This window comes from Streptomyces sp. YGL11-2 (assembly GCF_050054615.1).
Lineage (GTDB): Bacteria > Actinomycetota > Actinomycetes > Streptomycetales > Streptomycetaceae > Streptomyces.
Genome location: NZ_JBNHIN010000004.1, coordinates 144,049 through 170,804, shown reverse-complemented (window position 1 = coordinate 170,804; position 26,756 = coordinate 144,049). Strand labels below are relative to the sequence as shown.

General features: G+C 72.6%; 30 protein-coding genes and 1 riboswitch. Of the genes, 17 read left to right on the top strand and 13 right to left on the bottom strand.

From position 1 onward, the window contains the following. Positions 1-514, top strand: a 514-nt coding sequence (locus tag ACO1BR_RS07155) for a class I SAM-dependent methyltransferase (protein WP_426794160.1), incomplete at its 5' end; no start/stop codon positions are given. Positions 515-1,031: 517 nt separating this feature from the next. Then, entirely contained in the window at positions 1,032-2,228 is a 1,197-nt protein-coding gene (rodA, locus tag ACO1BR_RS07150; protein WP_426794159.1) for a rod shape-determining protein RodA, read from the top strand. Positions 2,229-2,322: 94 nt separating this feature from the next. On the opposite strand, the gene ACO1BR_RS07145 is transcribed toward rodA, so the two are convergent. Then, a complete protein-coding gene (locus tag ACO1BR_RS07145) occupies positions 2,323-2,787 on the bottom strand; it encodes a hypothetical protein (protein ID WP_426794158.1) in 465 nt (154 codons plus the stop codon). Positions 2,788-3,037: 250 nt separating this feature from the next. Here ACO1BR_RS07145 and ACO1BR_RS07140 point away from each other — a divergent pair, with 250 nt between their 5' ends. Beyond that, on the top strand, positions 3,038-3,178 hold the full coding sequence (locus tag ACO1BR_RS07140) for a hypothetical protein (RefSeq protein WP_426794157.1): 141 nt from the start codon (positions 3,038-3,040) through the stop codon (positions 3,176-3,178). Between the two features lie 10 nt (positions 3,179-3,188). Here ACO1BR_RS07140 and ACO1BR_RS07135 read toward each other — a convergent pair whose 3' ends face one another. Beyond that, positions 3,189-3,773 carry a TetR/AcrR family transcriptional regulator gene (locus ACO1BR_RS07135; protein ID WP_426794156.1) on the bottom strand — a complete coding sequence of 195 codons (585 nt, stop codon included), beginning with the start codon at positions 3,771-3,773 and terminating at the stop codon, positions 3,189-3,191. 160 nt (positions 3,774-3,933) lie between these two features. On the opposite strand from ACO1BR_RS07135, the gene ACO1BR_RS07130 reads away from it, so the two are divergent. The 3 genes from ACO1BR_RS07130 (at position 3,934) to ACO1BR_RS07120 (ending at position 6,520) form a co-directional block, all read left to right on the top strand. Then, a complete protein-coding gene (locus tag ACO1BR_RS07130) occupies positions 3,934-5,103 on the top strand; it encodes an FAD-dependent oxidoreductase (protein WP_426794155.1) in 1,170 nt (389 codons plus the stop codon). A 127-nt stretch (positions 5,104-5,230) separates the two neighbouring features. Then, entirely contained in the window at positions 5,231-5,488 is a 258-nt protein-coding gene (locus ACO1BR_RS07125) for a hypothetical protein (RefSeq protein WP_426794154.1), read from the top strand. Positions 5,489-5,758: 270 nt separating this feature from the next. Then, on the top strand, positions 5,759-6,520 hold the full coding sequence (locus ACO1BR_RS07120; RefSeq protein WP_426794153.1) for a GNAT family N-acetyltransferase: 762 nt from the start codon (positions 5,759-5,761) through the stop codon (positions 6,518-6,520). Positions 6,521-6,582: 62 nt separating this feature from the next. On the opposite strand, the gene ACO1BR_RS07115 is transcribed toward ACO1BR_RS07120, so the two are convergent. The 5 genes from ACO1BR_RS07115 to ACO1BR_RS07095 form a co-directional block, all read right to left on the bottom strand. Further along, complete coding sequence (locus tag ACO1BR_RS07115; RefSeq protein ID WP_426794152.1) at positions 6,583-7,326, bottom strand: TetR family transcriptional regulator; 744 nt, start codon at positions 7,324-7,326, stop codon at positions 6,583-6,585. Positions 7,327-7,335: 9 nt separating this feature from the next. Beyond that, positions 7,336-7,836 carry a thiol-disulfide oxidoreductase DCC family protein gene (locus ACO1BR_RS07110; protein WP_426794151.1) on the bottom strand — a complete coding sequence of 167 codons (501 nt, stop codon included), beginning with the start codon at positions 7,834-7,836 and terminating at the stop codon, positions 7,336-7,338. Further along, positions 7,833-8,252: a hypothetical protein gene (locus ACO1BR_RS07105; RefSeq protein ID WP_426794150.1), complete on the bottom strand. Its 420-nt coding sequence runs from the start codon at positions 8,250-8,252 to the stop codon at positions 7,833-7,835. Before ACO1BR_RS07105 ends, ACO1BR_RS07110 begins: the two co-directional genes overlap by 4 nt. Before the next feature lie 201 nt (positions 8,253-8,453). Continuing rightward, on the bottom strand, positions 8,454-9,188 hold the full coding sequence (locus ACO1BR_RS07100) for a DUF4389 domain-containing protein (protein ID WP_426794149.1): 735 nt from the start codon (positions 9,186-9,188) through the stop codon (positions 8,454-8,456). A 294-nt stretch (positions 9,189-9,482) separates the two neighbouring features. Beyond that, positions 9,483-10,931, bottom strand: a complete 1,449-nt coding sequence (locus ACO1BR_RS07095) for a glutamate decarboxylase (RefSeq protein ID WP_426794148.1) — start codon at positions 10,929-10,931, stop codon at positions 9,483-9,485. A 447-nt stretch (positions 10,932-11,378) separates the two neighbouring features. Between ACO1BR_RS07095 and ACO1BR_RS07090 the strand changes: the two genes are divergently transcribed. After that, entirely contained in the window at positions 11,379-12,401 is a 1,023-nt protein-coding gene (locus ACO1BR_RS07090) for an alcohol dehydrogenase (protein WP_426794147.1), read from the top strand. Between the two features lie 191 nt (positions 12,402-12,592). Beyond that, entirely contained in the window at positions 12,593-13,582 is a 990-nt protein-coding gene (locus ACO1BR_RS07085) for an alpha/beta fold hydrolase (protein WP_426794146.1), read from the top strand. 58 nt (positions 13,583-13,640) lie between these two features. Here the strand turns inward: ACO1BR_RS07085 and ACO1BR_RS07080 are convergent, their stop codons facing one another. Continuing rightward, the gene (locus tag ACO1BR_RS07080; RefSeq protein WP_426794145.1) at positions 13,641-14,588 is read right to left on the bottom strand and encodes a GlxA family transcriptional regulator; all 948 of its coding nucleotides are present in this window, start codon (positions 14,586-14,588) and stop codon (positions 13,641-13,643) included. A gap of 185 nt (positions 14,589-14,773) precedes the next feature. Here ACO1BR_RS07080 and ACO1BR_RS07075 point away from each other — a divergent pair, with 185 nt between their 5' ends. The 3 genes from ACO1BR_RS07075 (at position 14,774) to ACO1BR_RS07065 (ending at position 16,919) form a co-directional block, all read left to right on the top strand. Next, positions 14,774-15,088: a cupin domain-containing protein gene (locus ACO1BR_RS07075; RefSeq protein WP_426794268.1), complete on the top strand. Its 315-nt coding sequence runs from the start codon at positions 14,774-14,776 to the stop codon at positions 15,086-15,088. A 299-nt stretch (positions 15,089-15,387) separates the two neighbouring features. Then, positions 15,388-15,513: a hypothetical protein gene (locus ACO1BR_RS07070; protein ID WP_426794144.1), complete on the top strand. Its 126-nt coding sequence runs from the start codon at positions 15,388-15,390 to the stop codon at positions 15,511-15,513. 131 nt (positions 15,514-15,644) lie between these two features. Then, positions 15,645-16,919 carry a cytochrome P450 gene (locus tag ACO1BR_RS07065; RefSeq protein ID WP_426794143.1) on the top strand — a complete coding sequence of 425 codons (1,275 nt, stop codon included), beginning with the start codon at positions 15,645-15,647 and terminating at the stop codon, positions 16,917-16,919. A gap of 33 nt (positions 16,920-16,952) precedes the next feature. Here ACO1BR_RS07065 and ACO1BR_RS07060 read toward each other — a convergent pair whose 3' ends face one another. After that, entirely contained in the window at positions 16,953-18,338 is a 1,386-nt protein-coding gene (locus ACO1BR_RS07060; protein ID WP_426794142.1) for a DUF5685 family protein, read from the bottom strand. Between the two features lie 301 nt (positions 18,339-18,639). Between ACO1BR_RS07060 and ACO1BR_RS07055 the strand changes: the two genes are divergently transcribed. Beyond that, positions 18,640-19,104 (top strand): hypothetical protein, encoded by a 465-nt coding sequence (locus tag ACO1BR_RS07055; RefSeq protein ID WP_426794141.1) that lies wholly within the window; start codon positions 18,640-18,642, stop codon positions 19,102-19,104. Between the two features lie 104 nt (positions 19,105-19,208). On the opposite strand, the gene ACO1BR_RS07050 is transcribed toward ACO1BR_RS07055, so the two are convergent. Both ACO1BR_RS07050 and ACO1BR_RS07045 read right to left on the bottom strand, forming a co-directional pair. Next, positions 19,209-20,090 (bottom strand): bifunctional 5,10-methylenetetrahydrofolate dehydrogenase/5,10-methenyltetrahydrofolate cyclohydrolase, encoded by an 882-nt coding sequence (locus ACO1BR_RS07050; RefSeq protein ID WP_426794140.1) that lies wholly within the window; start codon positions 20,088-20,090, stop codon positions 19,209-19,211. 21 nt (positions 20,091-20,111) lie between these two features. Further along, positions 20,112-20,199: riboswitch (ZMP/ZTP riboswitch) on the bottom strand. A 65-nt stretch (positions 20,200-20,264) separates the two neighbouring features. Beyond that, a complete protein-coding gene (locus tag ACO1BR_RS07045) occupies positions 20,265-21,284 on the bottom strand; it encodes a hypothetical protein (protein ID WP_426794139.1) in 1,020 nt (339 codons plus the stop codon). A gap of 175 nt (positions 21,285-21,459) precedes the next feature. On the opposite strand from ACO1BR_RS07045, the gene ACO1BR_RS07040 reads away from it, so the two are divergent. The 3 genes from ACO1BR_RS07040 to ACO1BR_RS07030 all read left to right on the top strand — a co-directional run bounded on the left by ACO1BR_RS07040 (position 21,460) and on the right by ACO1BR_RS07030 (position 23,788). Further along, entirely contained in the window at positions 21,460-21,870 is a 411-nt protein-coding gene (locus ACO1BR_RS07040; RefSeq protein WP_426794138.1) for a hypothetical protein, read from the top strand. Between the two features lie 283 nt (positions 21,871-22,153). After that, positions 22,154-22,381, top strand: coding sequence for a hypothetical protein (locus ACO1BR_RS07035; RefSeq protein WP_236573022.1), 228 nt, complete (start codon positions 22,154-22,156; stop codon positions 22,379-22,381). Between the two features lie 87 nt (positions 22,382-22,468). Continuing rightward, on the top strand, positions 22,469-23,788 hold the full coding sequence (locus tag ACO1BR_RS07030; protein WP_426794137.1) for an SPFH domain-containing protein: 1,320 nt from the start codon (positions 22,469-22,471) through the stop codon (positions 23,786-23,788). On the opposite strand, the gene ACO1BR_RS07025 is transcribed toward ACO1BR_RS07030, so the two are convergent. After that, positions 23,785-24,270, bottom strand: coding sequence for a hypothetical protein (locus ACO1BR_RS07025; RefSeq protein WP_426794136.1), 486 nt, complete (start codon positions 24,268-24,270; stop codon positions 23,785-23,787). The genes ACO1BR_RS07030 and ACO1BR_RS07025 overlap by 4 nt on opposite strands. A 181-nt stretch (positions 24,271-24,451) precedes the next feature. Continuing rightward, positions 24,452-25,114, bottom strand: a complete 663-nt coding sequence (locus ACO1BR_RS07020) for a TetR/AcrR family transcriptional regulator (protein WP_426794267.1) — start codon at positions 25,112-25,114, stop codon at positions 24,452-24,454. A gap of 194 nt (positions 25,115-25,308) precedes the next feature. Between ACO1BR_RS07020 and ACO1BR_RS07015 the strand changes: the two genes are divergently transcribed. Continuing rightward, positions 25,309-26,499, top strand: coding sequence for a cytochrome P450 (locus ACO1BR_RS07015; RefSeq protein ID WP_426794135.1), 1,191 nt, complete (start codon positions 25,309-25,311; stop codon positions 26,497-26,499). After that, the gene (locus tag ACO1BR_RS07010; RefSeq protein ID WP_426794134.1) at positions 26,445-26,723 is read left to right on the top strand and encodes a ferredoxin; all 279 of its coding nucleotides are present in this window, start codon (positions 26,445-26,447) and stop codon (positions 26,721-26,723) included. The genes ACO1BR_RS07015 and ACO1BR_RS07010 overlap by 55 nt, the downstream gene beginning before the upstream one ends. Positions 26,724-26,756: the final 33 nt, after the last annotated feature.

The following is a 26,756-nucleotide window of genomic DNA, read 5'->3' as shown; positions in this document are numbered from 1 at the left end:
CCCCAACGCCCTCCACCTCGACGCACGGGGCTTCACCGTGGACGCCGTCGACCTCTCCCCCACGGCCGTGGCCTGGGCCGCCGACCGGGCCCGCGAGGCACAGGCCGGGGTCCGGTTCCACTGCGGCGACGCCTTCGACCTCGTCGGCACCGAACTCGGCGGCCCCTACGACCTGATCTACGATTCCGGCTGCTTCCACCATCTGCCGCCGCACCGCCGCATCAGCTACCTGGACCTCCTCGACCGCGCCCTGGCCCCCGGCGGCCATCTCGCCCTCGTCTGCTTCGCGGCCGGTGACCAGGGCATGGGATCCGAACTCCCCGACGCCGACTTCTACCGCCAGTCCCGCCTCCACGGCGGCCTGGCCTACACCCCCGAGTCGCTGCGCCACATCTTCGCCGGCCTCACCGAGCTCGAACTCCGCCGCATGCACGACGAATCCCCCGACTCCGGCCGCTACGGCGAACCGTTCCTCTGGACGGCCCTGTTCCGGCACGACGCCACCGGTCGGTGAGGCCCTTCCGCAGTGCGCAGCGCGCCCCCTCAACCGGCCGCCTCCTGGCCTCCGTTGACGCTGCCCACCGACCGTACGAACGGGAACCGGGCCGCCGCACGCGCCGCGTATCCGGCCGTCCCCGATGCCCGGCGCCACCACGCGCTCGGCGGCAGGCGCTGGGCGGCAGGGGCCACAAGGACGGGCCGCACCGGGCGCCGGCGGCCGGTTCGGGCGGCGAGCGGGAGAGCCGGCGCGACAAGCCGCTCACCCGGAAGGATGACGACGCGGCCATCGCCTCCTTCGAGGAGGAGGCCCGGAACGTCGCCGCACGGGCCGGGATCGGGGCCCGGGCGATCGCCCGGCGACCCCCGGTGGCCCAGTCCACGAACCAACCTTCGCCGGGCGGATCACAGGAGTCGGCCAAATATGCCGCGGTTCTACCGCAACGCATCCCGACACGCAGATAGCTTTAGAGGTTGCGCAACATTGAAGGTACTGTCTGCGTGTCATGGCTCGGTACAGGCGGGAGGCCGAGGTGAGCGCAGTCAGCTACCCCGTGCGCGGGACCACTCGTGCGAAGTCGGCCTGGGGCAGAGTCCTCGGGCGGGGCTCGATCATCCGGCGGCTGGACTGGATGCTGTTCGGATCGGCCTTCGCCCTCTCGGCCATCGGCGCGGTGCTCGTGTACTCCGCGACCCGCGGCCGTATGGAGCTGAACCAGGGCGACCCGTACTTCTTCGTGCTGCGGCACATCATCAACACCGGGATCGGCCTCGCCCTCGGGGCCCTCACCCTCTGGTACGGCCACCGGCGGCTGCGGGACACCGCGGCCATCCTCTACGTCCTCACGGTGGTGCTGGTCGCGCTGGTACTGACACCGGTCGGCGCGACGATCAACGGCTCCCGGCGGTGGATCGTGATCGGCGGCGGGCTGTCCATCCAGCCCGCGGAGTTCGTCAAGGTCTCGGTCATCATCGCGATGGCGGTGGTCCTCACCGCCAGAGTGGACGCGGGCGACCTGGCCGGCCCGGACCAGCGCGGCATCATCCGGGCGCTGGCCCTGGGCGGCTTCCCCGCGCTGCTGATCCTGCTCACCCCGGACCTCGGGCAGGTGCTCGGGATCGTGGCGATCGTGCTGTGCATGCTGATCGCGGCGGGCGCGCCGAAGCGGTGGGTCCTGGGGCTGGTGGGGACCGGGGTGGTGGGCGCTCTGGCGGTATGGCAGTTCCATCTACTGGACCAGTACCAGATCAACCGGTTCGCGGCGTTCGCCGATCCCGCGCTCGACCCCTCCGGCGTCGGCTACAACACCAGCCAGGCGCGGATCGCGATCGGCGCCGGCGGGCTGACCGGGTCGGGCCTCTTCCAGGGGGCCCAGACCAACGGCCAGTTCGTCCCCGAGCAGCAGACCGACTTCGTCTTCTCGGTCGCCGGCGAGGAACTGGGCTTCCTGGGTGCGGGCCTGATCATCGCCCTCATCGGCGTGGTGCTCTGGCGCGCCTGCCGTATCGCCCGCAGCTGCCCCGACCTGTACGGGACGGTGGTCGCGGCCGGGATCGTCGGCTGGCTGGCGTTCCAGGCGTTCGAGAACATCGGCATGAACCTCGGCATCATGCCGGTGACCGGACTGCCACTGCCGTTCGTGAGCTACGGCGGGTCGTCGATGTTCGCGGGGTGGGTCGCCATCGGCCTGCTGCAATCGATAAAGGTCCAGCGGGTGATGTCGGCCTGAGCCGGGCCGCGGACCGGCTCACCGCACGCGGTACGCCGCCGGCTTCCGGGGAGGAGTTCCCGGAAGCCGGCGGCGCGTGCGGCGAGGGGCCCGTTCAGAGCCCGGTCCGGCCGAGCCGCCGGGCGGCGAACACCGACCGCAGCTGCTTCCCGTTGACGAGCACGGCGACCCCGAGCAGCGCGAGCCCGCAGACGCCCTGCTCGACCTTCAGCCATATCGGGAAGGTGCCCGGCAGCGCGATGATGGCCGCAATGGCCACGATCATGACGGCGGAGACGATCCGCAGCCTGCGGTACGCCCCGCGTGAGCCGCGGGCCGTCCGGACGGCGAACGCGAACGTCAGCAGCGCGCTGGCGACGACGACGGCGCCACGCGCCCACACCGCTTCGTTCACGACCGCGGCGTCGTTGCGCAGCGCGACGATGGCGACGAGGGTGAGCACACTGATGCCGAGGTAGCCGCCGGCGAGCCACTTCGTCCTGCGGAACGCGGCCTGGCTGCGCGGATGCTGGAGGTCTTCCTCGGACAGCGCGGCAGGGCGCGGGCTCCGGGCGTTCATGCTGGTCTTCTCCTTGGCGATGCGGGCCGCGGCTGCGGTCGAAGCGGTGGCACCGCCCTGTCCGGACGGCTGCTCCCAGCATCCGGCCCGATCGCCGCCCCTACGTCGCCCCCGCGGACGAGACCCGGAGTGAGCCTGCCTCAGGGACCGGTCGGGGCTGCCCCGTACGCGAGGTAGGGGGGATCCCGTAAGGGCCGGAGGACGCGGCCCCTGTCTCAGGCCGGACGGCAGTTCGGCGGGAAAGGCGGAGGTGAAGCGCAACTGCCGGATCGGTTACGAGAAGAAGGGGTTCACGCTGACCGCCGACATCGGCAACCGCGATACGGATCTCCAGGGCGGTCATTTCGAGAAGGGCTTCAAACTGCCGGACTACGACGGCTGGTTGAGCTGACCCCGGGGGCCTACCGCCCCAGGGCCAGGCCCCAGCCGTGTTCCAGCAGGTCGAAGATCTCGCGGAAGGCGCGCTCAGGGTCCTCGTGGGTGCCCGGCAGATTCCGGCTCTCCAGAGTGAAGCGAGCCAGCGCGGCGGACTTGAGGTCCCCCTCGGGCGCCCCGGTCGCCTCGGCGATGGCGGCGGCCAGGGCGGTCTCGTACCGGAGCCACATGCGGTGCTGGTACTCCTGGAGGGCGGGGGTCGATTCCACCATCTGCCGGAAGGCGCGGAATTCCGGTTCGTCGCCGCGGAACGCGACCCGCATGCGCACCAGGTGATCGCGCAGAGCGTGGAGGACGGACTGGCCGGCAGCCCGGTCGCGTACCGCCGCGACGAGGGCGGCCTCGTGGTCCTGGTCCTCGTCGAAGACCAGGGCCTCCTTGCTGGGGAAGTGCTTGAACAGCGTGGTCACCGACACGTCGGCCGCCTCCGCGACCTCCCTGACGCCGACGGCGTCGTAACCGCGCTCCAGGAAGAGCCGTAGCGCGGCGTCCGCCAGCGCCCTGCGCGTCTGGGCCTTCTTGCGTTCGCGACGCCCCATCGTTTCGGTCATGCCGTCCACTCTACCGCGATGGTTGACCGGATATGAAAGTTGAGCCGTTGCACTTATTTAGCCGCTGTGCTTTTCTTGGTGAGGCAGGACAGTCCGCCGGCACCGCCGCACCGTCCCTTCCGCCCTCCCGACCGCACCCTCCACCAAGGAGCGATCCGCCATGTCCGCACAGCACTTGACGCACACCCAAGCCGACCGCCGCAGCCCCCGTATCGCGATCGTCGGCGGCGGTCTCGGCGGCCTCGTCTGCGCCCGCGTTTTGCAACGTCACGGCCGCACCGTGACCGTCTACGAGCGCGAGCCCTCATCCGAGGCCCGGTCGCAGGGCGGCACCCTCGACATCCACGCCGGCACCGGCCAGCAAGCGCTGCAGGCCGCCGGCCTGTTCGACGCATTCAGCGCCCTGGCCCGGCCGGAGGGCCAGGAGATCCGCATGCTCGACCACACCGCCACCGTGGTGCGCCGCTTCCTGCCCGAGGGCGAGGCCGACCGGCCGGAGATCGACCGCGGCCAGCTCCGCGGCCTCCTCCTGGACTCCCTCGCCCCGGGCACCGTCCGATGGGGCGCCGGCGTCGACTCGGTCGCTCCGCTCGACGACGGCACCTGCCGCGTCCACTTCACCGGAGGCGCCACCGACGACTTCGACCTGGTCATCGGCGCCGACGGTGCCTGGTCACGGGTCCGCTCGGCGCTCTCCGCCGCCCGCCCCCGCTACACGGGCGTCACGTTCGTCGAGTCCTCCTTCGACGACTGCGACACCCACCACCCCGAAATCGCCCGGCTCGTCGGGCACGGCAGCATGGCGGCGAAGGGCAGCCGCAAGACCCTGACCGCCCAGCGCAACAGCAACGGCCACATCCGCGTCTACAGCGCCTTCCGTGCGCCGGAGGACTGGCACACCGCCCTCGACCTCACCGACGGTGCGGCGGTACGCGCCCATCTGCTCGGCCGCTACGACGGCTGGGACGAGAGCCTGCTGGCCCTCCTCCGCGACAACGACGGCGGTTTCGTCCACCGCCCCCTGTACGCCCTGCCCGTACCGCACACCTGGGACCACGTCCCCGGCGTCACCCTGCTCGGCGACGCCGCCCACCTGATGCCCCCGCTCGGCGTCGGCGCCAACCTCGCCCTGCTCGACGGCGCCGAGCTCGCCCGGGTCCTCGTCACCGAACCGACCCTCGACAGCGCCGTCCGCGCCTACGAGGACGTCATGCTCCCCCGCTCCGCCGAGCACGCCAAAGCCTGCGGCGAGGGCCTGAACCGCCTGATCACCGTGGACGACGCGCAAGAGGTGCTCTTCCCCGACCTGGAGGGGATGCGTTCCAGCTGAGGACGGGAGCGCGCTTGACCCCCTCGCGGGACGGCGGTCAGCCGGCACACCGCCGAACTCGCCCGTGCAGCACCCCCGTTGGCACGCATCACCTCCCGCAGGAGGCTGCCGCCGCCGCTGGGATCCTGTGCCGTTCGCCCGCGATCCGGGCCTGCGCCTGATCATCGCCCGCAGCACCCCGGGGGCCGGGCGCGCGGTCTTCGAGCCGGTGATCCAGCGCACCGTCGAGCTGGGCAAGCAGGGCCTGCCGCTGTCCGGCGACGGTGCGGAGGGACCGCTGATCGGCACCCACCGGGCGGTGCGGCCGCCGCCCGGCCGGGCCCGGTTCGTCACCCGGAGGCGGGGCGCGGAGCCGGTACGGACGGCGTGGATCCCACCCGGGTGACCCACGCCGATCGCCTTCTCGTTCTACTCACGGATCGTGCCCCGCCCGTCACCATTCGTCCCTGGTCGCGGGGCGTCCGCTCCAGCCCGCGCCACAGATTTGCCCCGGGCCGGGGGCGGTATGCCACAGTGGGCCACCCGGCCGGCCGGGCGCGTCCGCGCGCACAGGACCCGTCGGGATCCCCATACCTCATACCCCGTACAACGGCCCGGCCGCGCCCTGCGCACGCCCGGATTGTCCCCGTCCCCTCACGTCCTTCCCCAGAGAGCGATGCAGGCAACGACTCTTGTCCCCCGGACCGCGGACCTCTTCGACCAGGGCCTGGAGCGCCGGGCCGGCTCGGCCCTGCTGCGCTTCGGCGCCGCGCGGCAGCGTCCGGACCACCGGATCAGCTGGTCCGGCGACGGTGCCGCCGCCTGGCTCGACGAGCCGCGCGGCCATGTGTGGAGCGTCGGCGACGCCACCGCCGCCGCCGGGCTCGTGCTGCGCGCCGCGCACCAACTTCCGGGTTGTGTCACGGAGTTCACCGGTCCCCGAGGGACCGATACGCTGCTCGGTCGGCACCTGCCGGTGACCGACCCCGTCGCCTGGGTCTTCCGCTGGACGGTCCAGGAGCCCCCCGTCCACCGGGCCGAGGAGCGGGTGGTGGTCCTCGGCGAGGCGCACCACGACGAGCTGCTCGCCTTCCTCACCGAACACAGCCCGGCCCACTCGACCGGCCCCGGCTCGTCGGCGGTCAGCCTCTGGGCCGGGATCCGCGGCACGGACGGGCGGCTGGTGGCGTGCGGTGCGCTGAGCAGTCTGCGCGACAGCGGCGCCCCGCTGATGGCGTCGGTCGCGACCGACGCCGCACAGCGCGGCCAGGGGCTCGGCGCGGCACTGACCTCCTGGCTGACCCGCTACGCGATCCGCCACCACGGCTTCTGCACCCTGTGGCAGTTGGCCGACAACGCCCCCGCCGAGCGGCTCTATACCCGCCTCGGCTACCGCAACGAGGACCCCTGCGTGGCCGCGCGCATCGCCACGGGCTGACACCGGCGCGCCCCACGGCCGGCGAGCGCCTCACACGACATGCCCGCCGGGGACCGGGGCTGTCAGGATCCGGCGCCGGTCGGCCCCGGATCCGCTGCCTTCTTGCGCCCGACCGCCGTCTGGGCCATACCGGGCAGGAAGTCGGCGAACAGCTCGTGCACTTCGTGGACCAGCGGGCGCAGGACCCGGAAGCGGGCCAGTGACACCCCGCGGGCGGTCAGCCGGGCGCCGCGGCCGGCCAGTTGACGGCTGCGCTCACGGCCGGGCGAGCGGTCGAAGACCCAGTACAGGACGAGTCCCATCTGCGACAGCCACATCAACTCGGGCAGCACGTCGGCGAGTTCGGCCGGGACCTTGGCCTTGGAGCCCGCCAGCACTTCGCGGTGCACGTCGACGGCCGCTTCGCGGGCGTGCCGGGAGTCGGCTGAGAAGGGGCTGAGGGGACTGTCCGGGTCCGCGGCGTTCTTGAAGAACTGGGCCGCGAACTCGTGGTACGGCGCGGCGATGTCCAGCCATGCGCGCAGCACCCCGGCGAGCCGCGCCTCCAGCTCCGTCTCCCGGTCCAGTACGTCGCGGACCGCCGCCTGGTGCTCGGCGGCGATCCGGTCGTAGAAGCCCTGGATCAGGTGCTCCTTGCCCGCGAAGTAGTAGTACGCGTTGCCGACCGAGACCCCGGCCTCCTTGGCGATGGCCCGCATGGTGGTCTTGTCGTAGCCCCGTTCCTGGAACAGCCGCATGGCCGTCTCCAGGATCAGGGTGCGGGTCTGCTCGCTCTTGGCCGGTCGGGGCGGGTTCTCTGCTGGCACGGTCAGAGCCTAATCGGGCACCGCGCAGCCGCTGCGGCAGCCCTGCGGGGCGGCGGAATCCGCCGGGGCGGCCCAGCCGTTGCCGGGGGCGTGCGCCGCCCGGCCGGCGGGCCGGGGGCTCCGGTGCGACTCGCGGTACCTGGCCGCGGCGAGCACCGCGCCACGCGCGAAACGGAGTCCGGAGGGGGTGCTGAGCTTGTGGGCGAGTGGCCGGTACTTGTCCAGCGCCCACAGGCACACGACCCAGGCGGCTGGGCCGCGGTACACCTGCCCGCCGTCCCCGACGACGGTGATCTCCTCCAGTGTGGCGGTGTGGTCCAGCTCCGGCAGGCGCCGCCGGGTCTCCTGCGTACCGGCCGGCACCAGCTCCAGCGGCACCAGCTGACGCTGCCGGCCGAGCCAGTCGCGGAGGAAGGCGCAGAGGGGACACCGCGCGTCGTACAGCACGGTGAGCCGGCGGACCGGGACGCCGGTGGCGCCCCGGTCCGCGGAGACGGAGGTGGCCGTCATCCCTGCACCTGCCCGGCGGGCGCCGGCCGGGTGTACGCCTGCGGCGCCACCGGCGGAGTCTGCTCACGGTCCATGATTCCGCGCCGGCGGAACTTGTTGAGCGCGAAGACGTTGCCGAGGTGCATCAGCCCGAGCACCAGCAGCACCACGCCGAGTTTGCGCGACAGCGCCTCGAACACCTGCCGGGAGGTGTCGATGGTGCCGTCGGCCTGGAGGTACAGCGCGACGAAGCCGAGGTTCACGAGGTAGAACCCGACCACGAGCAGGTGGTTGACGGCTTCCGCCAGTTTCTCGTTCCCGTGCAGTACGTCCGCCAGGAAGATCCGCCCGTTGCGACTGAGGGTGCGGGCGACCCAGATGGTCAGGCCGATGCTGACGAGCAGATAGATGGCGTAGGCGACGACGGAGAGGTCCACGTCCCGACTCCTTCTTGAACGTGTTCAAAAACGTTGACGGTGACGACTGTAGACCTGTTTTTGAACGCGTTCAAGTGAGGTGCGGAGCCGGGAGAGGGGAGCGGGTGGGGCCGGGATCACGCGGCCGTGGCCCACCGGCGGGCCACGCCTCGGGCCAAGTGGCGATCCGGCGGCGGAAGTTGCCCGTCCGCCCCGGCGCCGTCACGTGCCGGGACGCGTACGCACCCCGTGGCGCGGGCCGGACGAGGCGCGGCGGTGCCGGTGGAACTGCAGCCGCCTGCCGGACTTCTCCGGACGCATCGGCGGAAGCACGTCGGTGAGGAAGAAGAAGAACGCGAGGACGTGCGCCAGCCAGCGGTAGCACACCATCAGCCCGCGGAACTGGCGCCGCGGATAGTGGCCGGTCCACACCAGCATGCCCGCGGGAGAGGTGAACACCAGGGCCACCACGGCGGCCACCATCAGCAGCGCCGAGAGCCCGCCGAGCCACCACACCAGCCGGACGACCAGGGCGAACAGCACGAGCAGGAGGTACACCGGAAGGGCGCGCAGCCACGACGCCACCAGCCGCCAGCCGCGCGGCATCCGGGGCGGACCGTCGATGTACAGACGGGTCGGGTAGTCGGGGACGGCGCCCAGACTGAAGGGCGGATAGCGGTCCGTGGCCAGCGCCCCGTAGGAGTAGTAGGACACCCGCCACACCCACCGCAGCACCCCCGTGGTGAAGCGGAACAGCACACGCGGATAGCGCCCGGTGAAGAGCAGGGAGACGAACGCGAGCGCGCTCGCGGCCAGGAACAGGATGCCCAGCACGGTCAGCGCGATGTGGTGCGGCACGAGCAGCAGCCATTTCACCGACCAGAGCCAGCGCGACAGCGGCTCGTCCAGCTCCGCCTCGATGCGCACCGGCCGGCACTCCTCCGCGAGCGTTGCCATGACGGTCAGCTCCTTCCCGGCAGAGGGAACGGCACTTCCCAGCCTGACCAGAACGCCGCGGGCCGACCAGGGCTGTTCGGCCCATTCCTGCCGGGCTCTTCGGCCGCGGCCCGCCGGCGCGCCCGCACGGGAGACGGCACCGGGCAGGTACCTCAGGCAGGCGCTGTGCGCTCACCGTGCGGTGCGGGTGCACCCGCGGTGAGCACGCTCATCGGGGGCGGCCCGTCCATGCGGTGGGTGCCCCGTCGCGCGCGTGGGCGGGACGGGGCACCCGTGGTACGGGGCGGCGAGCCGCTATCCGCGCGCCACCTGCTCCGGGATGGCCGGGCGGCCGGCGGTCTTGGTCTCGGCGCCGTGCGCGAAGGAACCGGCGTCGTCCGCGTCGCGGTGCGGCTGCTGCTGGGCCTGGAGGCGCGGCAGGACACGGCGCAGGTCCTCCAGGAACAGGTCGCCGAGGTCGTGGCCGAAGCCGTTGCGGATCACGACGCGCAGCGCCGCCAGGTCGGTGCGGTTGGCGGGGAAGGTGTACGCCGGCACCAGCCAGCCGCGCTCGCGCAGTGCGGCGGAGACGTCGAAGACGGTGAAGTTGGTGATGTCGTCGCTGACCCGGAAGGCGAAGACGGGGAGTTCGCTGCCGTCGGTGATCAGGGTGAACGGCCCGAGCTTGGCGATCTCCGCGGCGAGCCGGGTGGCGACGTCCCGGCAGGTCTGCTGGACGACCTGGTAGCCGTCGAAGCCCAGCCGCAGGAAGTTGTAGTACTGGGCGATCACCTGGGCGCCGGGGCGGGAGAAGTTCAGCGCGAAGGTCGGCATGTCGCCGCCCAGGTAGTTGACGTGGAAGACCAGGTCCTTGGGCAGCGCCGCGGCGTCCCGCCACAGGGCCCAGCCCACGCCGGGCATGACCAGCCCGTACTTGTGGCCGGAGGTGTTGATGGAGGCGACGCGCGGCAGCCGGAAGTCCCAGGCCAGGTCGGGGTCGAGGAACGGGGCGATCATCGCGCCGGAGGCGCCGTCCACGTGGACGGGCACGTCGATGCCGGTGCGCTCCTGAAGGTCGTCGAGCGCCGCGGCGATCTCGGCCACCGGCTCGTAGGCGCCGTCGAAGGTCGAGCCGAGGACCGCGACGACACCGATGGTGTTCTCGTCGCAGAGCTTGACGGCCTCCTCCGCGGAGAGGATGAAGCGGTTGCCCTCCATCGGGACGTACCGCGGCTCGACCTCGAAGTAGTCGGCGAACTTCTCCCAGCAGATCTGGACGTTGATGCCCATCACCATGTTGGGGCGCTCGGTGGACTTGCCCTCGGCGCGCCGGCGGTGCTGCCAGCGGCGCTTGAGCGCCAGTCCGGCCAGCATCGCCGCTTCGCTGGATCCGGTGGTCGAACAGCCCACCGCCGCATGCGAGTCGGGGGCGTTCCAGAGGTCGGCGAGCATATGGACACAGCGCGCCTCGATCTCGGCGGTCTGCGGGTACTCGTCCTTGTCGATCATGTTCTTCTCGGCGCACTCGGCCATCAGCTGCTGCGCCTGCGGCTCGGCCCAGGTGCTGACGAAGGTGGCCAGGTTCAGCCGGGCGTTCCCGTCCAGCATCAACTCGTCATGGACGATCTGATACGCGGTGTCCGGGTCCATCCCCTCCCCCGGCAGCTCGAACCGGGGAACCTTGATCGGCTGCCGGCTGAAGACCGGGTTCACGGTGAGATGGGGGCTGGCGTCGCGGTGCTGGTGGGGTCGCTTGAGTGGCATGGTGAGCGTGTCCTCTTCCCGGTACGTGCCGAACCTTGCAGCGGCGACCGGCCAGGCCGACCCTCCCGCCCGGCCCGGCCGGTCCACGCGCGGCGGCCAGGGTAACGGCTTTCACTGTGCGGGCAACGGACACCGCCGGGCCACGGGCGCACCTGCGGCGCCATCAGGCCACGTCGCCCGATTCCTCCGCCCCGCACCACACGACGTGACGGAGCGGAATCACGCGGTGATCGCCACGGAGGGGCATCGCCGGATCGCCGAGCGTGCGCTCGTTCCCGCGCCGCGTCCCCCTCATCCCGGTCGTCCCGGTCGTGCCGTCGCACCGCGGGCGACCGGGCGCCGGGCGAGCGCGGCCGCACCCCCGTTCGGCGCGCGGGATCCGGCCGCAGCTGCTCTTCTGGTGGGGGAAGTCCGTAGCGGGAGATCCAGATCCGGGGAGAGATCCAGATGAGCAGCTACCGAGTCGCGCAGGCCGGCGCCGTGGGCGCGCCGTTCGAGATCGTCGAGCGGGAGGTGCCGGAGCCGGGCCCCGGCCACGTACGGATCGCCGTGGACGCCTGCGGGGTCTGCCACAGCGACGCCATGTTCGTGGGAGCCATGATGCCGGGCATCCGGTTCCCGGTGGTCCCCGGGCACGAGATCGCCGGGCGTATCGACGCGGTCGGTGAGGGGACGTACAGCGGCTGGCGGGTGGGCGACCGGGTCGCGGTCGGATGGTTCGGCGGCAGCTGCGGGCACTGCACGCCCTGCCGGCAGGGCGACTTCATCGTGTGCCCGCAGCTGAAGGTGCCGGGGTGGGCGTACGACGGCGGTTTCGCGGAGATGATGGTCGCGCCGGCCGACGCGCTGGCCCGGATCCCCGACGGGCTGGCGGCACCCGACGCCGGGCCGATGGCGTGCGCCGGGGTCACCACGTACAACGGGCTGCGGCGCAGTTCGGGGCGGCCGGGCGACCTGGTCGCCGTGCTCGGCATCGGCGGCCTGGGCCACCTGGGCGTGCGCTACGCGGTCGCGATGGGCTTCGAGGTCGTGGCGATCGCCCGCGGCGCCGACAAGGGGGACCTGGCCAAGCAGTTGGGCGCACACCACTACATCGACAGCACGGCGAGCACCGGCGTCGCGGACGCGCTGCAGTCCCTCGGCGGCGCCAAGGTCGTACTGGCGACGGCCGCCAACTCCAGTGCCATCACGGCGACCGTGGACGGGCTGGCCCACCGCGGCGAGTTGGTGGTCATCGGCGCGGACACCGAACCCCTGGGGATCAACCCCACCCAGCTCCTCATGCGCGCCCGCGTCGTCCGCGGCCACCCGTCCGGTACCGCACAAGACGTCCAGGAAACCATGGAGTTCAGTGTGCTGCACGGCATCCGCCCGATGACGGAGACCATGCCGCTGGAGCACGCGAACGAGGCATACGGGAAGATGCTGGCGGGGGCGGCGCGGTTCCGGATGGTGCTGACCGGCGGCTGAGGAACGGGCGCCGGTCCGGCGCAGGACGGAAGGGTGCCCCGGCCGTCCTGCGCCGCAGCGCGTCCCGCCGCCCCGAACCGCCCGCGACCGACCCCAACCGCCCACCACCGCACGGATACCGACGCCGGGGCACGGCCCGACCGCCGCCCGCCCCGCCGCCGGTGCACGCTCGTCCCGACCCAGGAGGATGCATGTCCCAGTCCGCCACCCAGGCCGCCGGCCGCACCCATCGTCTGGTCCCCTCCCCCGCGGGCCGGATCCATCTCGTGGAGCAGGGCAGCGGACCGCTCGTCCTGCTGGTGCACGGGTTCCCGGAGTCGTGGTACTCGTGGCGCCACCAGATGGCGGCGCTGGCCGCCGCCGGGTACCGCGCGGTCGCCATCGACGTGCGCGGCTACGGGCGTTCGTCCAGGCCCGCGAACGTGGACGCCTACCGTATGCGCAACCTCGTCGAGGACAACGTCGCCGTGGTGCACGCCCTCGGCGAGCGGACCGCGGTGGTCGTCGGGCACGACTGGGGCTCGCCGATCGCCGCCCACTCCGCGCTGCTGCGGCCGGACGTCTTCCGCGCGGTCGGGCTGCTCAGCGTGCCCTACACGCCCCGCGGCGGCCACCGGCCCAGCGAGGTCTTCGCCCGGATCGGTGGGGACGACGAGTTCTATGTGAGCTACTTCCAGGACCCGGGCCGGGCCGAGGCCGAAATCGAACCGGACGTCCGCGGCTGGCTGGCCGGCATCTACGCCGCCCTGTCCGCCGACACCATGCCGGCGCCCGACGCCCCGCCCCCGTTCCTCGTGAGCCCGGGCGGAAAGCTCCGGGACCGCTTCCCCGCCGACCGGCGGCCCGCCTGGCTCAGCGACGACGATCTCGACTTCTACGCGGGGGAGTTCGAGCGTACGGGCATGAGCGGGGCCCTCAACCGCTACCGGAACATGGACCGGGACTGGGAGGACCTCGCCGACCTCGCCGGCGCCCCGCTCACCCAGCCGTCCCTGTTCATCGGCGGCAGCCAGGACGCCACCCTCGGCTGGCTGGCCGACGCGATCACGGCGTTCCCCACCACCATGCCGGGTCTGGTCGCCTCGCACCTCCTCGAAGGCTGCGGTCACTGGATCCAGCAGGAGCGCCGCGACGAGGTCGACCAGCTGCTGACCAAGTGGCTGGCGAACCTGCCCGGTTGACGGCCCGCCTCGTCCATAGAAGACCGACCTCCCCCTGCCCCTTGCCCCTCTGCCGCCGTTACGGCTCGGCGCGGAACGCGCGCCGGTAGGCGCCCGGCGTCGTCCCCAGGGCGCGCAGAAAGCGCCTGCGGAGATTGACGGCCGAGGAGAGGCCGACGCGACGCGCGACGGCCTCCAGGGGGAGGTCGGTGGATTCCAGCAGTTCGCGGGCGGTGGCGATGCGCTGCGCGAGCAGCCACTGCCCCGGACTGGCGCCGAGCTGATCGGCGAACCGGCGGGCGAGGGTACGGGCCGACACCCCTGCGTGCGCGGCCAGTTCCTCGACGGTGAGCGGCTCGTCGAGCCGTCCGGTCATCCACTCCAGCAGGGGCGCGAGCGTACCGTCGATCTGGGCGGGGTGCGGCGGCGCCGAGTACTGGAGCTGCCCGCCCTCCCGGTGCGGCGGCATGACCATGCTGCGGGCCACCTGCGCGGCGTACCCGGCGCCGTGGTCCGCGCGGACGAGATGCAGGCAGAGGTCGATGCCCGCACCGGAGCCCGCGCTGGTGGCCACGTCACCGTCGTCCACGTACAGCACGTCCGGGTCCACCCGCACGGCCGGGAACCGGTCGGCGAGTTGGCCCGCCCGCGCCCAGTGCGTGGTCGCCCGTCGCCCGTCCAACAGCCCGGCGTGGCCCAGCGCGAAGGCGCCGGAGCAGATGCTGACCACCCGCGCTCCGCGCCCGTGTGCGCGGCGCAGGGCCGCGACGACCGGGGGCGAGGGCGGCTGCTCCGTGGGCAGCCACCCGGGGATGACGACGGTGTCCGCCCGGTCGAGGGCGTCCAGCCCGTCGGTCACGAGCATGTCGTACCCGGCGAGGGTCGGCACCGGGCCGGGGTGTTCCGTACACACCCCGAAGGCGTACCGGGCCGGGATTCCCCGCCGGGCGATCCCGAACACCTCGGCCGCGCAGCCGAGTTCGAAGGTCGACTGCGGTGGGTGGACGAGCGCGACCACATGATGCATGGCAGGAAAGTACCTCAGGATGTCATTTCTGACACTCGGCGGGTCGACGACGGCCCGCCAGGCTGGTCCTCATGACGAACCAGCAGACGAACCAGCAGACGCAGCAGCAGAAGACACCGCACCCCGCACAGCGGCCGGCCGCGGAAGGGGCGTCCGGACGGACGGCGGAGCGGACACGGGAGCAGGTGCCCGGCTACGTGTGGTCCGCCGTACAGGACGCCCAGGTACGGGAGATCTTCCCCGGCATCCGCGTCCGTCCGCTGTGGACCGGGGACGACGGCGCGAAGGCCCAGGTGCTGGAGATGGACCCGCACACCTGCTGGGAGGGCATCGACGTCCACGAACCCGGGCCCGAGGAGGTCTACGTGATCTCGGGAGTCTTCCACGACGGCGAACGGGGCTACCCGGCCGGGTCGTTCCTCCACGCACCGGCGGGTTCCTGGCACATCCCGCAGACGACGACCGGCTGCACGCTGTTCGTCTTCTACCCCGAGGGCTGAGCGCTGCCCGACGGGCGGTGGCCCGTCGGGCGAGCCGACGGGCGCCTGCCTGGGCGGAATGCCACCGGCACCGTGGGCCCGGTCGCACCCCATCAACCGGAGGCCGGCGCGGGGCGCTTAAGGAAGCGGGGCGCCGAAGGAAGTAGGGCAGCAGGGGCACTTGAAGGAGCGGGACAGCTGAAGAATCCGCAGGTCACCGGCGCTCCACCGGTCATGACGGACCGTCAGCGCCACACGCGGGACCACGTAACACCACCACGGCACTAACAATGGCGCCACACATGTGCCATCATGGCGTCATGGACCTCACGCCATATATGTCGCCGACCTCCGGCACGAACTGCGCCATCCGGACCCCGGCCAGCCTCGCCCGGGTCGGCCACGTCTGGGCACTGACGACCTTCCGCCGCACGGCAGAGCACTGAACGACGCCCACAAGGCGGCCACTTGGCACCGCCACGGCACCACCCGGCTCGCCGTACGTCGCCGCCCCGCGCCCGCCTGCACTCCGCACGCCGGCATCCCTGCACACCTGCACGACGCACCGGAGGACACCATGGACCACGAACCCTCGCCCGAGACGAACCCCCAGGCAGCTCCGGCGACCGCCCCGGCACCGCATCCCGACCCGGCCCCGCTCGCCGAGATGCCGGTGACCCGCCCCACCGGATGCCCCTTCGATCCGCCCGCCGAGCTGGCTCGCCTGCGCGAGGAGCAGCCGCTCCGCCGCATGCGCTACCCGGACGGGCACCTTGGCTGGCTGGCCACCGGCCACTCCGTCGCCCGAGCGATAGCCGCCGACACCCGCTTCAGCTCGCGCTACGAGCTCATGCACCTCCCCTTCCCGGGAGCGGAAGGCGTCACCCTGCCCCCGGCGCCGGTCGGCGACCTCACCGGGATCGACGCGCCCGAGCACACCCGCTACCGGCGGCTGCTCATGGGCAAGTTCACGGTCCGGCGGATGCGCGAACTCACCACCCGCGTCGAGGAGATCACCGCCGAGCATCTGGACGCCATGGAGCGCCGCCGCGCGACGGCGGACTCGGTGGACCTCGTGGAGGCGTATGCGCACCCCGTCCCGGCGCTGATGATCTGCGAACTGCTCGGCGTGCCCTACGCCGACCGCGATTCCTTCCAGCACCACGCGAGGGCGGCGACCACCACGGACGGGTCCGTGGACGACCAGTACGCCGCGCTGGCCGCACTTCAGGAGTTCGTCCGCGGGCTGGTCGTGGCGAAGCGCGCCGAGCCCACCGACGACCTGCTCAGCGATCTGACCACCACCGACCTCACCGACGACGAGCTGTCCGGTGTCGGCAGCTTCCTCCTCGGCGCCGGTCTCGACACCACCTCGAACATGATCGGGCTCGGCACCTTCGCGCTGCTGACCAACCCGGAGCAGGCCGAAGCCCTGCGCGCCGATCCGGGCCTGGCCGACCAGGCGGTCGAGGAGCTGATGCGCTACCTCACCATCACCCACACCGGCCTACGGGCAGCGCTCGAAGACGTCGAGGTGGACGGCCAGTTGATCAGGGCCGGCGAGTCGGTCACCCTCTCGATCCAGGCGGCCAACCGCGACCCGCACCGCTTCCCCGACCCCGACACCCTCGACCTGCACCGCAAGGCCACCGGCCATCTTGGCTTCGGCCACGGCATCCACCAGTGCCTGGGGCAGCAACTGGCCCGCGTGGAGATGCGCGTCGCCTTCCCGGCCCTCTTCACCCGGTTCCCGACACTCCGGCTCGCCGTCCCGCCCGAGGAGGTCCCGCTGCGCACCGACATCACCCTTCACGGCGTCCAGCGGCTCCCCGTCACCTGGGACGTGCGGTAGCGCCGGAGCGCCGTGGGGCCGACCGGCTGCCGGTCAGCAGTCGCAGCAGCTGCAGCAGTCGCAGCAATCACATCCGCCGTTGGCGCATTCACAGCAGCAGCTGCAACTGTTGCAGTTACTGGTGCTGCAACAGGTGTCACAGCAGTCACAGGCGTGGCAGCACCCCTCGCGCGTCTTCCGCGACCACGGCCCCTCGAACTCCGAGGAGCAGCACACCTTGCAGGTGCAGCAGAGTCCGATGGCGAGCGCACAGCCCTCCCAGAAGCCGCGGGGCTTCTTCGGCTCCTGCGGAATGTGCGGCATCCCGCCGCCCCCGCCACCCGGTCCGCCGCCGTAGCCGCCGCCCTGGCCACCGGGCGGCACGGGGCCTCCTCCGTTGTACGGGTTCTGCTGGCCGTCGTACGGGCCACCGGCCGGCGGCTGGCCGTACTGGGGCGGCTGGCCGTATCCGTTCCCGTTGCCGTACGGGTTCTCGTAGGGATTCCCGGGGTTGCCGTACGGGTTCGGGTTGCCGCCCTGGCCGTCGTACGGGCCCGGCGCCCCGTACCCCTGGTGGGAGCAGCCGGCCGTGCCGAAGGCGCGGTCCACCGACCGGCGCAGCTCGTGCACCAGCAGGACATGCACCAGCTTGGAGTCGGTGAACTCCACGTCGCGCAGGGCCAGTCGGATGCCGTGCAGCGCGTCGTCGCACAGCCGGCGGGCCTCCGCGAGGTCGGCGCCGGTGGCGGTGATCGGGTTCCAGGCGCCCTCGGCGGCGTCGGACGTTCGGTCTTCCACGGCGTCGAGGAGGTGCGCCAGCCGCCCGAAGAGCCGCCCCGCCTCGGCCAGCGGCGCGGCGTTGCCCGGCCGGCCGGCCAGCACCGCGGTGTGCGCGAAGGCCGCGGCGGTCGCCGTCTCGGTGGGCTCGGTGACGACCGTGAGCGGCGTGCCCGGCCCGGCCAGTTCCTCGATGCCCACCTGCCGGTCGACCGCGTCCACGAGTACGGCGGTGTCGAAACCGAGCGTGGCGCCGGTGCGCGCCCCGGCCCGGTCCCATCCGGCGGCGACCCGGCGCGCCGCGGCCGCCATCGGGCGACGGCGCAGCACTCCGTTCCCGTCGGCGACGTGGTCGCGTATCTTCGCCGAGGCGAGGACGAGGGAGACCGACGCCGCCAGCCGCGCACCCTCCCCCTTCGCCACCGACGCGGTCCGCATGCCGCGCAGCGGGCAGGGCCCGGCGGTACGGCGCCGGAGGTCCGCCGGGCCGGACTGAGCGTCCGTCAGCACGGAGACGATCAGTCCGTCGTAGTTCGTGACGATGCGGGCGAACTGCCCGTGATCACCACGCAGCGCGAGGCAGAGACCGCACAGATGGGCCATCCACTCCGCCTTGAGCCCTTGGGACAGGCGGTGGGCACAGGGCCTGACGATTCCGAACACGTGAAAACAAACCCCCGGGAGACTTCGACATGGGCCGGCAGCGGCAGCGCATCGTATCCACCTCGCCCATGACCTGCGCACTCAGCCCGCGCAGGGAGATGCCGCGGGCCGCAGTTGCCACAACATGCCCTCGTCGTCCGGGTCATGGCTTCGGTGCCCCGTTGTCGGATCCGGCCGACGCCTCCCGATTCCCGCCCGATTCCCTCCCGTTTCACTCTTTTCACTGATAGCGAAGGTTCGTCCCGTGATGGCAGCATGACTCCGCTCAAGTCACAGGCAGTGCAGGGACATTGGGAGAGCTATGAAGACCGTGCGATATCTGGCCGCCTCCTGCGTCGCGGGACTGGCGCTCGGCGCGGGACCGGCGCTGGCCGCGGGAGCCGCCGCGGCTCCCGCGGCCACCGGCTCCACCACCGCACGGCCACCGCACCAGGCCCCCGTCCCCATCGGCAGGGGCAGAGTGCTGACCGGCGCCGACAACGGCCGCACCGTCACCGTGCGCCCCGGGGAGACGGTCACCGTCCGGCTCAACGGCCGCCGCGCCCATGGCGTCACGTTCTCCTGGAGCGCCCCGAGGTCCGGCAACTCCGCGGTCCTGCGACAGACCGACGGGGGCACGACACCGACCGGCGACGCCGGCGGCCGTTTCCGCGCCGGCCACCGCGGCACGGCCGGGCTCGGCGCGCGGCGCACCTGCCGCGCCGGTCACGGGCACGTCTGCCCGCACGTGGTCGTCACCTGGCGGGTGACGGTCAAGGTGTCCTGACGCAAGGCCGGTTGCGCCCCGAGCGGCCGGTATCCCCGCCGCGGGCCCGGAACCCACGGCGCCGGGGCGTCGCCGCCCCCGCGAGCCCCGTCGCCCGCTCCTTGTCAGGACCTGTCAGAGGCCGACGCCCCCAGTTGCCGGGCCGCCGCGTCGACGGTCTGGGTGAGGAGGGTGGCGATGGTCATCGGGCCGACGCCGCCGGGGACCGGCGTGAGCAGGCTCGCGCGGGTGACCGCCGAATCGAAGTCGACGTCGCCGACGTTGCCGGGGTTGTAGCCGGCGTCGATGACGACCGCGCCGGGCTTGATGTGGTCCCCGTGGAGAAAGCGGGGGCGGCCCACCGCAGCGATCAGCACATCGGCCTCCCGCGTGACGGCGGCGAGGTCGGTGGTGCGGGAGTGGCAGTAGGTGACGGTGGCGTCGCGGCCGAGCAGCAGCATTCCCACAGGCTTGCCGAGGATCGCGCTGCGGCCGACCACGACGGCGTGCTTGCCGGTCAGGTCGACGTCGTAGTGGTCCAGGAGCCGCAGGATGCCGCCGGGTGTGCAGGACGCGAAGCCCTCCAGGCCGAAGCTCATCCCGGCGAAGGAGTGGAAGGTCACGCCGTCGACGTCCTTGGCGGGGGCGATCGCCTCGAAGGCGGCGCGCTCGTCGATGTGCGGGCCGGCCGGGTGCTGGAGCAGGATCCCGTGGACGCCGGGGTCGTCGGACAACTCGCCGATCGTGTCGACCAGCTGGGCCGTCGTGGTGACGGCCGGCAGCGCGATGTGCCGGGAGCGGATGCCGGCCTTCTCGCAGCGGGCGCGCTTCATCCGCACATAGGTCACGGAGGCCGGATCCTCACCGACCAGCACGGTGGCCAGACACGGGGCCTGGCCGGTCTGCCGGGTGAGGGCCGCGGCGCGCTCGGCGGCCTGCTCGACCATCCGGCGGGCGAGTGCGCTGCCGTCCATCAGGCGAGCGGTGGATGCGGTGGTCTGCGGCATGGGCTGCTCCTGAGCGTCGCGGGAAATCGCCCAGGCGCACGGCAGGGACCACGGAGGCCGAGCCGCTCCCCGGTGGTACTCCACCCAAGCGCCAGTCACGGCTCGGGACCACTGTAGGCGATGGGCGGCCGCGGTTCGAAGGCGGTGCGGCGGGGCACGGCGCCCCCGCCGCCGTCAGGGGCCGGGCTGGCCGGGGGTCGAGGGATACGGCGTGCTGGCGGCCTCCCACTGGCTGAGGATGCCGTCCCAGTCGTGCTGGGTGACCGTGACGGCGCTGGGATCCCAGGTGGGGGGCGAGGGCACCGGCGCCGGCTGGGGTGTCCACGCGGCATGCGGATCGTGCGGTGTCCAGGGGGCGGTGTGCTGCTGCGGCATCCAGGGGGTCTGCGGCTCGTAGGGCGGGAGTGGCGGGTGTTCCTGGCGGGGCAGCGAGGTGGTGTCGGGCTGCTGGACGGGCGGGACGTCGGTCATCCGGCGGTGGCGGCCGATGCGGTCCGACGGCGGACGGTGGTGCAGGCGTGGCTCGGAGGCGAGTTGATGGGCGCGGGCGGCCAGGATGGAGACGTCCAGGCCGAGTTCGGCGGCGAGCGCGCCGAGGTCCACGCCGTTGTACCGGCTGTTCACGAGGACCGCGTCCAGGGCGGGCGACCAGGACGGTTCCGCGGCGGGGGGGTGCGTGGGGGCGGCGTACGGCTGCTGGGCTGGGCGGGGCGGGACGTAGGAGGCGGAGTCGGCGGGGGTGGGCGGGGCGGAGGGCGGGCCTGCGGCGAACGTTCCCGTGCGGCTGCCGCTTGCGGCACCCGCCATGACTCTTCTGGCGGTGGCGGCTGCGGAGCTGGGGGCGGATGCGGCGGCGCTCGTCGCGGCGGACAGCACCGGCTCCGGTTGTGGAGCTTCGGCCGGTGGGGCGGGGCGGCGTTCGCGGGCGGACTCCTCCAGCAGGCTCTTGGCCACGGCGCGGGCGTCGTCCTTGCCGACCGTGCGGCGGGCCAGGCGTACTTCGCGGGCGTCGAGTCCGAGCAGGTCGGCCACCACCTCGTCGCTGCCCACGGTCACCGCGAAGGCGGCCAGGGTCCGCGAGCGGCGCGCCTCGGCCTCGTCGAGGAGTCCTTGCGTCCGGCGGACCTCGTCATCGCTGCTGCAAAACGCCTGGGCGAGTACCGCGTGGCGCTCCCACAACTCCCTCGGTTCCATGTCAGCGACAACGTTTTATAGCCGATGTTGGTCCGGTTATCGACGAGAGATCACTGTAAGAGGTGATATTCCCTGCAAAGGGGACGGGGCTTTGGGATGTTATGCGGGGAAGCATCCGAAGGTGCTCCAGGGCGTATGCAGTGACCATCTGATGGAGTGAATCGTTTCTACGGCCATGAGTGCTCCCTCGTCCGTCACTGTCGCCGGTCACGGTCAGACCGCCTTCGTCCCCAGCCCCGTGATGCACCACCCGACGCTCCCGGCTCCGGGTCCCGTCCCCGTACCGCCGCGGATCACCGCGGAAGTGCGGATCAACGCGGAAGTCCTGAGACAGACGCCCGTGTACGCGGGCCTGGTGAAGATCTGGGCGGAGCGGTCCGCCACGGTGCCCGGAGTCGCCGATCCGGAGTGGCAGCGGCTGGTCTCCTACCGCGCGCTGATGGAGGAGACGGAGACCGCGCTGGCGGCGCTGCGTCCGCACCGGGCGCCGGATGTGCTGCCGCCCCGCCGGCCGATGCCCGGTCCGTCCCTCTCCATCGAACTCTCGGCGCCGCGCGGCCCGTTGCGGCCGGTCGTCCACCATTGACGGTGCGTCGGCGGGACCGCCGGCCGCGGTGCGGTGCCGCCGCGCGCGCTCGGCGAACGGCGGGCGGTGATCACGCAGGCCACCGCGGTGCACGGCCGGGGACCGCCGGTGTCCGTGATCGTCGCCCGCTCCGGGAGGGCCACGGCGCAGCGTCGGGACGCCGTCCGGCCGGGCCTGCGCGGGGCCCGGCCGGAGTACCGTTGAAGGGTGGAAACGGCCGGTTTCCGCGCCGGGGACGGGTTCGCGTCATGGTCGCGGTTTCGGGCGAGAACGGAGACCTCGGGTGAGCGCGACGGATGAGGTGGACTTCAATCCGATCGGGGTGATCGGTCGGGTGACCGTCTCGATCCCGAGCGACGGACCGGGCGAGGTGCTGCTGCCCGTAAGGGGCGGGAGCGAGGCGTTCGCGGCCTGGTCCGGCGGCCGGCCCATCGCCCGGCACACACAGGTGATCGTGACGGACCGGACCTCGGCGCGGTCGGTGATCGTCGTGCCGCTGCCCGCCGCCTGACCGCCCTGCGCGCGGCATCCGCCCTTCCGCGCCGCCCCGTGCACCCGCCCCGACCGAGGCCGGTCCGACGAGACCAGGAGCCTTGCGATGTTGTTCTGGCATGTACCGGCGCCCAATGAGGCGCTGTTGATCTCCGGTTCGAAGCGCCGGGCCGGGGACGCGCAATTCCGTATCGTCACCGGCCATGGGTGCTGGGTGATGCCCGTCAAGCAGAAGGCCAGCGTGCTGTCACTGTCGTTGCGGGAGTCGGAGATCTCCGAGGACTGCGTCACCCAGCAGGGGATCCGGCTCGCGGTACGGGCGGTTGCCGTGTTCAAGGTCGGTGACGATCAGGCGTCCATCGCCAATGCCGCCCGGCGGTTCCTGGACGAGCAGCGGAGCATGGAGGAACTGGTGGGGCGGATCTTCGCCGGCCATCTGCGCTCGATCGTCGGCGGACTGACCGTCGAGCAGATCATCCGCGAGCGCGACCGGGTCGCGCAGGAGGTCAAGGAGGGCAGCCACTCGGAGATGGAGAAGCTCGGGATCGTCGTCGACGCGCTGCAGATCCAGGAGATCGGCGACACCTCCGGCTACATCACCAATCTCGCCGCGCCGCATGCCGCGGCGGTGGCCAGCGCCGCGCGGATCGCACAGGCCAAGGCGGATCAGGAGGCGACCGAGCGGGAGCAGCAGGCAGCGGCGCTGAAGGCGCAGTACGAGCGGGACACCGCGATCAAGCGGGCCGGGTTCCTGGCGGAGACCGAGCAGTACAACGCGCGGGCGGCGCAGGCCGGTCCGTTGGCGCAGGCCAGGGCCTCGCACGAGGTCATCGAGGAGCAGACGGCACTGGCGGAGCGGCAGGCGGCGTTGGCCGCCCGGCGGCTGGAGGCCGAGATACGGCGGCCGGCGGACGCGGAGGCGTACCGGCTGCGCACGCTGGCCGAGGCGCAGCGGGACCGGGTGCGGTTCGAGGCGGATGCCCGTGCGTACACGGAACGGGAGGTCGCCCGGGCGCGCGCGGACGCGAACAGTGCGCTGGCGGCTTCGCTGCGGGACGGCAACCAGGAGCTGATCGCCGCGAACCGCACGGTCGAGAATCTGCCGGCGCTGGCCGAGGCGGCGGCGAAGGGGATCTCCGGGTCCCGGCTGACGGTGCTGAACGGGACGGACGGGGTGAACGACATCGTCTCGGGGATCGTCGGCCAGGGGCTGGCCATTCTGGGCAGCCTGAAGACGGTCACGGGGACGGAGCGGGGCGCGGGGGCGGCGGGCGCGGCCGCACCCGGCGGGGCGTCCGGGCCGGAGGGCGGGGCTCGTACGACGGCGGAGGCGCCGATGAGCGACGGGGCGGGGAGCCCGGTCATGCCTGTGGGCTCGGGTCGTCGACCCGAGCCCACAGACGCGACGACGCGACGGGACGGCTAGAGGACGCCGAGGACACCGAGGCCGAGGAGGCCGTCCCGGCCGAGACCGTTGCCTTCGGCCGCTTCGGGGCGGGCGAGGTCCTCGCGGTGGCCGCGGTCGCTGCCGCGGTCGTTGCCGCGGCCCTCGTCTTCGCCGCCGCGGCCCTCGTCGTCACCGCCACGGCGGCCCTCGTCGTCACTGCGGCGGCCCCCGTCGTCACCACGGCTGCCGTGGTCATCGTCGTCGTAGCGGCGGTGGTCGCCACGGCGGCCGTAGTCGTCGTCGCGGCGGAGGTGATCGCGCCGGCTCTCGCCGCTGCTGCCGCCGTGGCCGTGGTGGCGGCCCTGGGTGTGGTGGCAGCGGGCGTGCGTGCTGTGCGCGTGGCACATGGCGGTGTGCGCGTGGTCGTGGGGGGCCGCGGTCGCGGCGCCGGTCATCGGCACCGCCAAGGCAGCCGCGGTCAGGCCGGCCACCGCGAGCCCGCGAGGAATCGAACGAAGCATTCTTCCACCTTTTCTCGGCTGTATGTGCAGAAGAAAGAGCATTCTCTGCATACGGGACAATTAAGGCGGAACATGGACAACAGGTGCGGCGACCCGCCGGAGGATCACTGGAACGCGGCATGGATTGGGACAGGGGGCGGGAGAACCCGCGGCCGTTGCGGCGCGGGGGTCTGGCGCGCCGTCAGCCGCCCGTTCCCGCCGCCCCCTCCCCCTCGCCGCCCCCCGCGCCGTCCGCCGCGCCGTCCGCCGGCAGCCCCTCCAGCAGGGTGCCCAGCGCGCCCACCACCAGCCGGCAGACCGTGTCCGGGTCGGCGCCGGCCAGCGGCTCCTTGCCGACCACCACCCGCATCAGACCGATGCCCAGCAGCCAGGACACCGCCAGGTCGCCGCGCAGATCGCCGTTGTCGGCCTTGGAGAGGGTGGCCAGCACATCGGCGTACTCGTCACCGAGGCCCTTGAGGGCCTCGGAAATCTCGTCGCTGCCGCCGATCGAGCGCAGGCAGACCTCCAGCGAGCGGTCGGCGCCGGGCCCGCGGCCCTCGCCGAGCATGCCGCGCAGCGCGACCTCGAACAGCCGCTCCGCGGGGGTGGTGCGGAGCTGCTCGTGGCCACCGCGCGCCATGACCTCGCCGAACAGGGCCTTTTTCGAGCCGAAGTAGCGGAACAGCAGGGCCTGGTTGACTCCCGCACGGGCCGCGATGTCGCGTACCGTCGCGCGCTCGTAGCCCCGTTCCGCGAACAGGTCCGAAGCGGCTTCGAGCAGCAGCCGCCGGGTGCCCCGTGCGTCCCTGCGGTGCTCACCTCCGGCGCCGCCGCGCGAGGACTCCGCCATCGTCTCCCCCATCGCCACGTGCCACTCCCCTTTCCGCCGCCCGCCCCGGGCCGCCATCGTCCGACCTGACCCCGCCATGATCCGCGCTGGACCGCGGTGCCCAACATCCCACAGCCCGTCACGATGACGGCCACAAATGATCGTTGACCGCCGCGGGAGACCGTCCTACGGTGATGTAAGCAGGTGCTTACACAAGGGAGGTCACCGTGACCACAGCCGATACGGCACCACTCACCTATCCCTTCAACACCCCTGAGAACCTCGACCTTTCGGCGGAGTACGAGCGGGCCCGCAACCGCCCCGGGCTGCTGAGGGTCCGGATGGCATACGGCGAGCCGGCCTGGCTCGTCACGCGGTACGCCGAGGCCCGCCTGGTCCTCGGCGACCAGCGGTTCAGCCGGGCCGAGGGAGCGTTGCACGATGAACCGCGGGCGTCCGAGGGGCGCCGGGACAGCGGCATCCTGGGCATGGATCCGCCCGACCACACCCGGCTGCGCTCCTTGGTGGCGAAGGCGTTCACGGTCCGTCAGGTCGAGAAGCTCCGCCCGCAGGTCAAGGAGCTGACCCGGGAGCTGCTCGACGAGCTGGAGGCCGCCGGGCCGCCGGCGGACCTGGTCGACCGCTATGCGCTGCCGATCCCGGTGGCGGTGATCTGCCGGCTGCTGGGGGTGCCGACGGAGGACCGGCCGCTGTTCCGTCGGTGGAGCGACGCGGCGCTGTCGACCAGCTCGCTGACCGCCGAGGAGTTCGATGCGAACCAGGAGGAACTCCGCGCGTATATGCGGGGGTTGATCGAGGAGCACCGGCGGGCGCCGCAGGACGACCTGATGACGGCGCTGATCGATGCCCGGGATGTCGACGACCGGCTGTCGGAACTCGAACTGGTCGATCTGTGCGTGGGGATCCTGGTCGCCGGGCACGAGACCACCGCCACGCAGATTCCCAACTTCGTCCTGGCGCTGCTGGACCACCCCGGGCAGCTCGGGCGGCTGCGGGAGCGCCCGGAGCTGATCGGGACCGCGGTGGAGGAGTTACTGCGCTTCGTACCGCTCGGCAGCGGGGCGAGCCAGCCGCGTTACGCCAAGGAAGACATCGATGTCGGCGGCACGCTGGTCCGGGCCGGCTCGCCCGTCCTGGTCGCGGTGGGCGCGGCCAACCGGGACGCGCTGCGGTTCGACACACCGGGGACACTGGACATCGCGCGGGCCGGCAACCAGCACCTCGGCTTCGGCCACGGGGTCCACCACTGCCTGGGGGCGCCGCTGGCCCGGCTGGAGCTCCAGGAGGCGATCCTGGCCCTGGTGACCCGGTTCCCGGAACTCCATCTGGCCGGGGACGTGGTGTGGAAGACCGAGATGCTGGTGCGCGGGCCGCGCGTCATGCCGGTGGGGTGGTGAGCGCGGTGGCCTGGCAGGTGGAGATCGATCCGCGGCTCTGCATCGCCTCGGGCGCCTGCGCCGGGATCGCGCCGGAGCTGTTCGTGCTGGACGGCGCGCATTCCCGGCCGGTGCATACGGACATCGCAGCGGACGAGCGCGCGTTGAACGCGGCGGAGGTGTGTCCGGCGATGGCCATCACGGTCCGGGACGGCGAGGGGCGGGTGATCGGGCCGCGGCCGTAGGGCGGACCCGCGAAGACGGCGGGGCGCGGCCGG

Coding starts and splice junctions, on each gene's coding strand:
- ACO1BR_RS07145 (WP_426794158.1), bottom strand. CDS start 2,787: ATGAACGCCCGGAGCCCGCGCCCTGCCGCGCTGTCCGAGGAAGACCTC.
- ACO1BR_RS07135 (WP_426794156.1), bottom strand. CDS start 3,773: ATGACCGAAACGATGGGGCGTCGCGAACGCAAGAAGGCCCAGACGCGC.
- ACO1BR_RS07130 (WP_426794155.1), top strand. CDS start 3,934: ATGTCCGCACAGCACTTGACGCACACCCAAGCCGACCGCCGCAGCCCC.
- ACO1BR_RS07120 (WP_426794153.1), top strand. CDS start 5,759: ATGCAGGCAACGACTCTTGTCCCCCGGACCGCGGACCTCTTCGACCAG.
- ACO1BR_RS07110 (WP_426794151.1), bottom strand. CDS start 7,836: ATGACGGCCACCTCCGTCTCCGCGGACCGGGGCGCCACCGGCGTCCCG.
- ACO1BR_RS07100 (WP_426794149.1), bottom strand. CDS start 9,188: ATGGCAACGCTCGCGGAGGAGTGCCGGCCGGTGCGCATCGAGGCGGAG.
- ACO1BR_RS07095 (WP_426794148.1), bottom strand. CDS start 10,931: ATGCCACTCAAGCGACCCCACCAGCACCGCGACGCCAGCCCCCATCTC.
- ACO1BR_RS07090 (WP_426794147.1), top strand. CDS start 11,379: ATGAGCAGCTACCGAGTCGCGCAGGCCGGCGCCGTGGGCGCGCCGTTC.
- ACO1BR_RS07085 (WP_426794146.1), top strand. CDS start 12,593: ATGTCCCAGTCCGCCACCCAGGCCGCCGGCCGCACCCATCGTCTGGTC.
- ACO1BR_RS07080 (WP_426794145.1), bottom strand. CDS start 14,588: ATGCATCATGTGGTCGCGCTCGTCCACCCACCGCAGTCGACCTTCGAA.
- ACO1BR_RS07070 (WP_426794144.1), top strand. CDS start 15,388: ATGGACCTCACGCCATATATGTCGCCGACCTCCGGCACGAACTGCGCC.
- ACO1BR_RS07065 (WP_426794143.1), top strand. CDS start 15,645: ATGGACCACGAACCCTCGCCCGAGACGAACCCCCAGGCAGCTCCGGCG.
- ACO1BR_RS07055 (WP_426794141.1), top strand. CDS start 18,640: ATGAAGACCGTGCGATATCTGGCCGCCTCCTGCGTCGCGGGACTGGCG.
- ACO1BR_RS07050 (WP_426794140.1), bottom strand. CDS start 20,090: ATGCCGCAGACCACCGCATCCACCGCTCGCCTGATGGACGGCAGCGCA.
- ACO1BR_RS07045 (WP_426794139.1), bottom strand. CDS start 21,284: ATGGAACCGAGGGAGTTGTGGGAGCGCCACGCGGTACTCGCCCAGGCG.
- ACO1BR_RS07040 (WP_426794138.1), top strand. CDS start 21,460: ATGAGTGCTCCCTCGTCCGTCACTGTCGCCGGTCACGGTCAGACCGCC.
- ACO1BR_RS07030 (WP_426794137.1), top strand. CDS start 22,469: ATGTTGTTCTGGCATGTACCGGCGCCCAATGAGGCGCTGTTGATCTCC.
- ACO1BR_RS07025 (WP_426794136.1), bottom strand. CDS start 24,270: ATGCTTCGTTCGATTCCTCGCGGGCTCGCGGTGGCCGGCCTGACCGCG.
- ACO1BR_RS07020 (WP_426794267.1), bottom strand. CDS start 25,114: ATGGGGGAGACGATGGCGGAGTCCTCGCGCGGCGGCGCCGGAGGTGAG.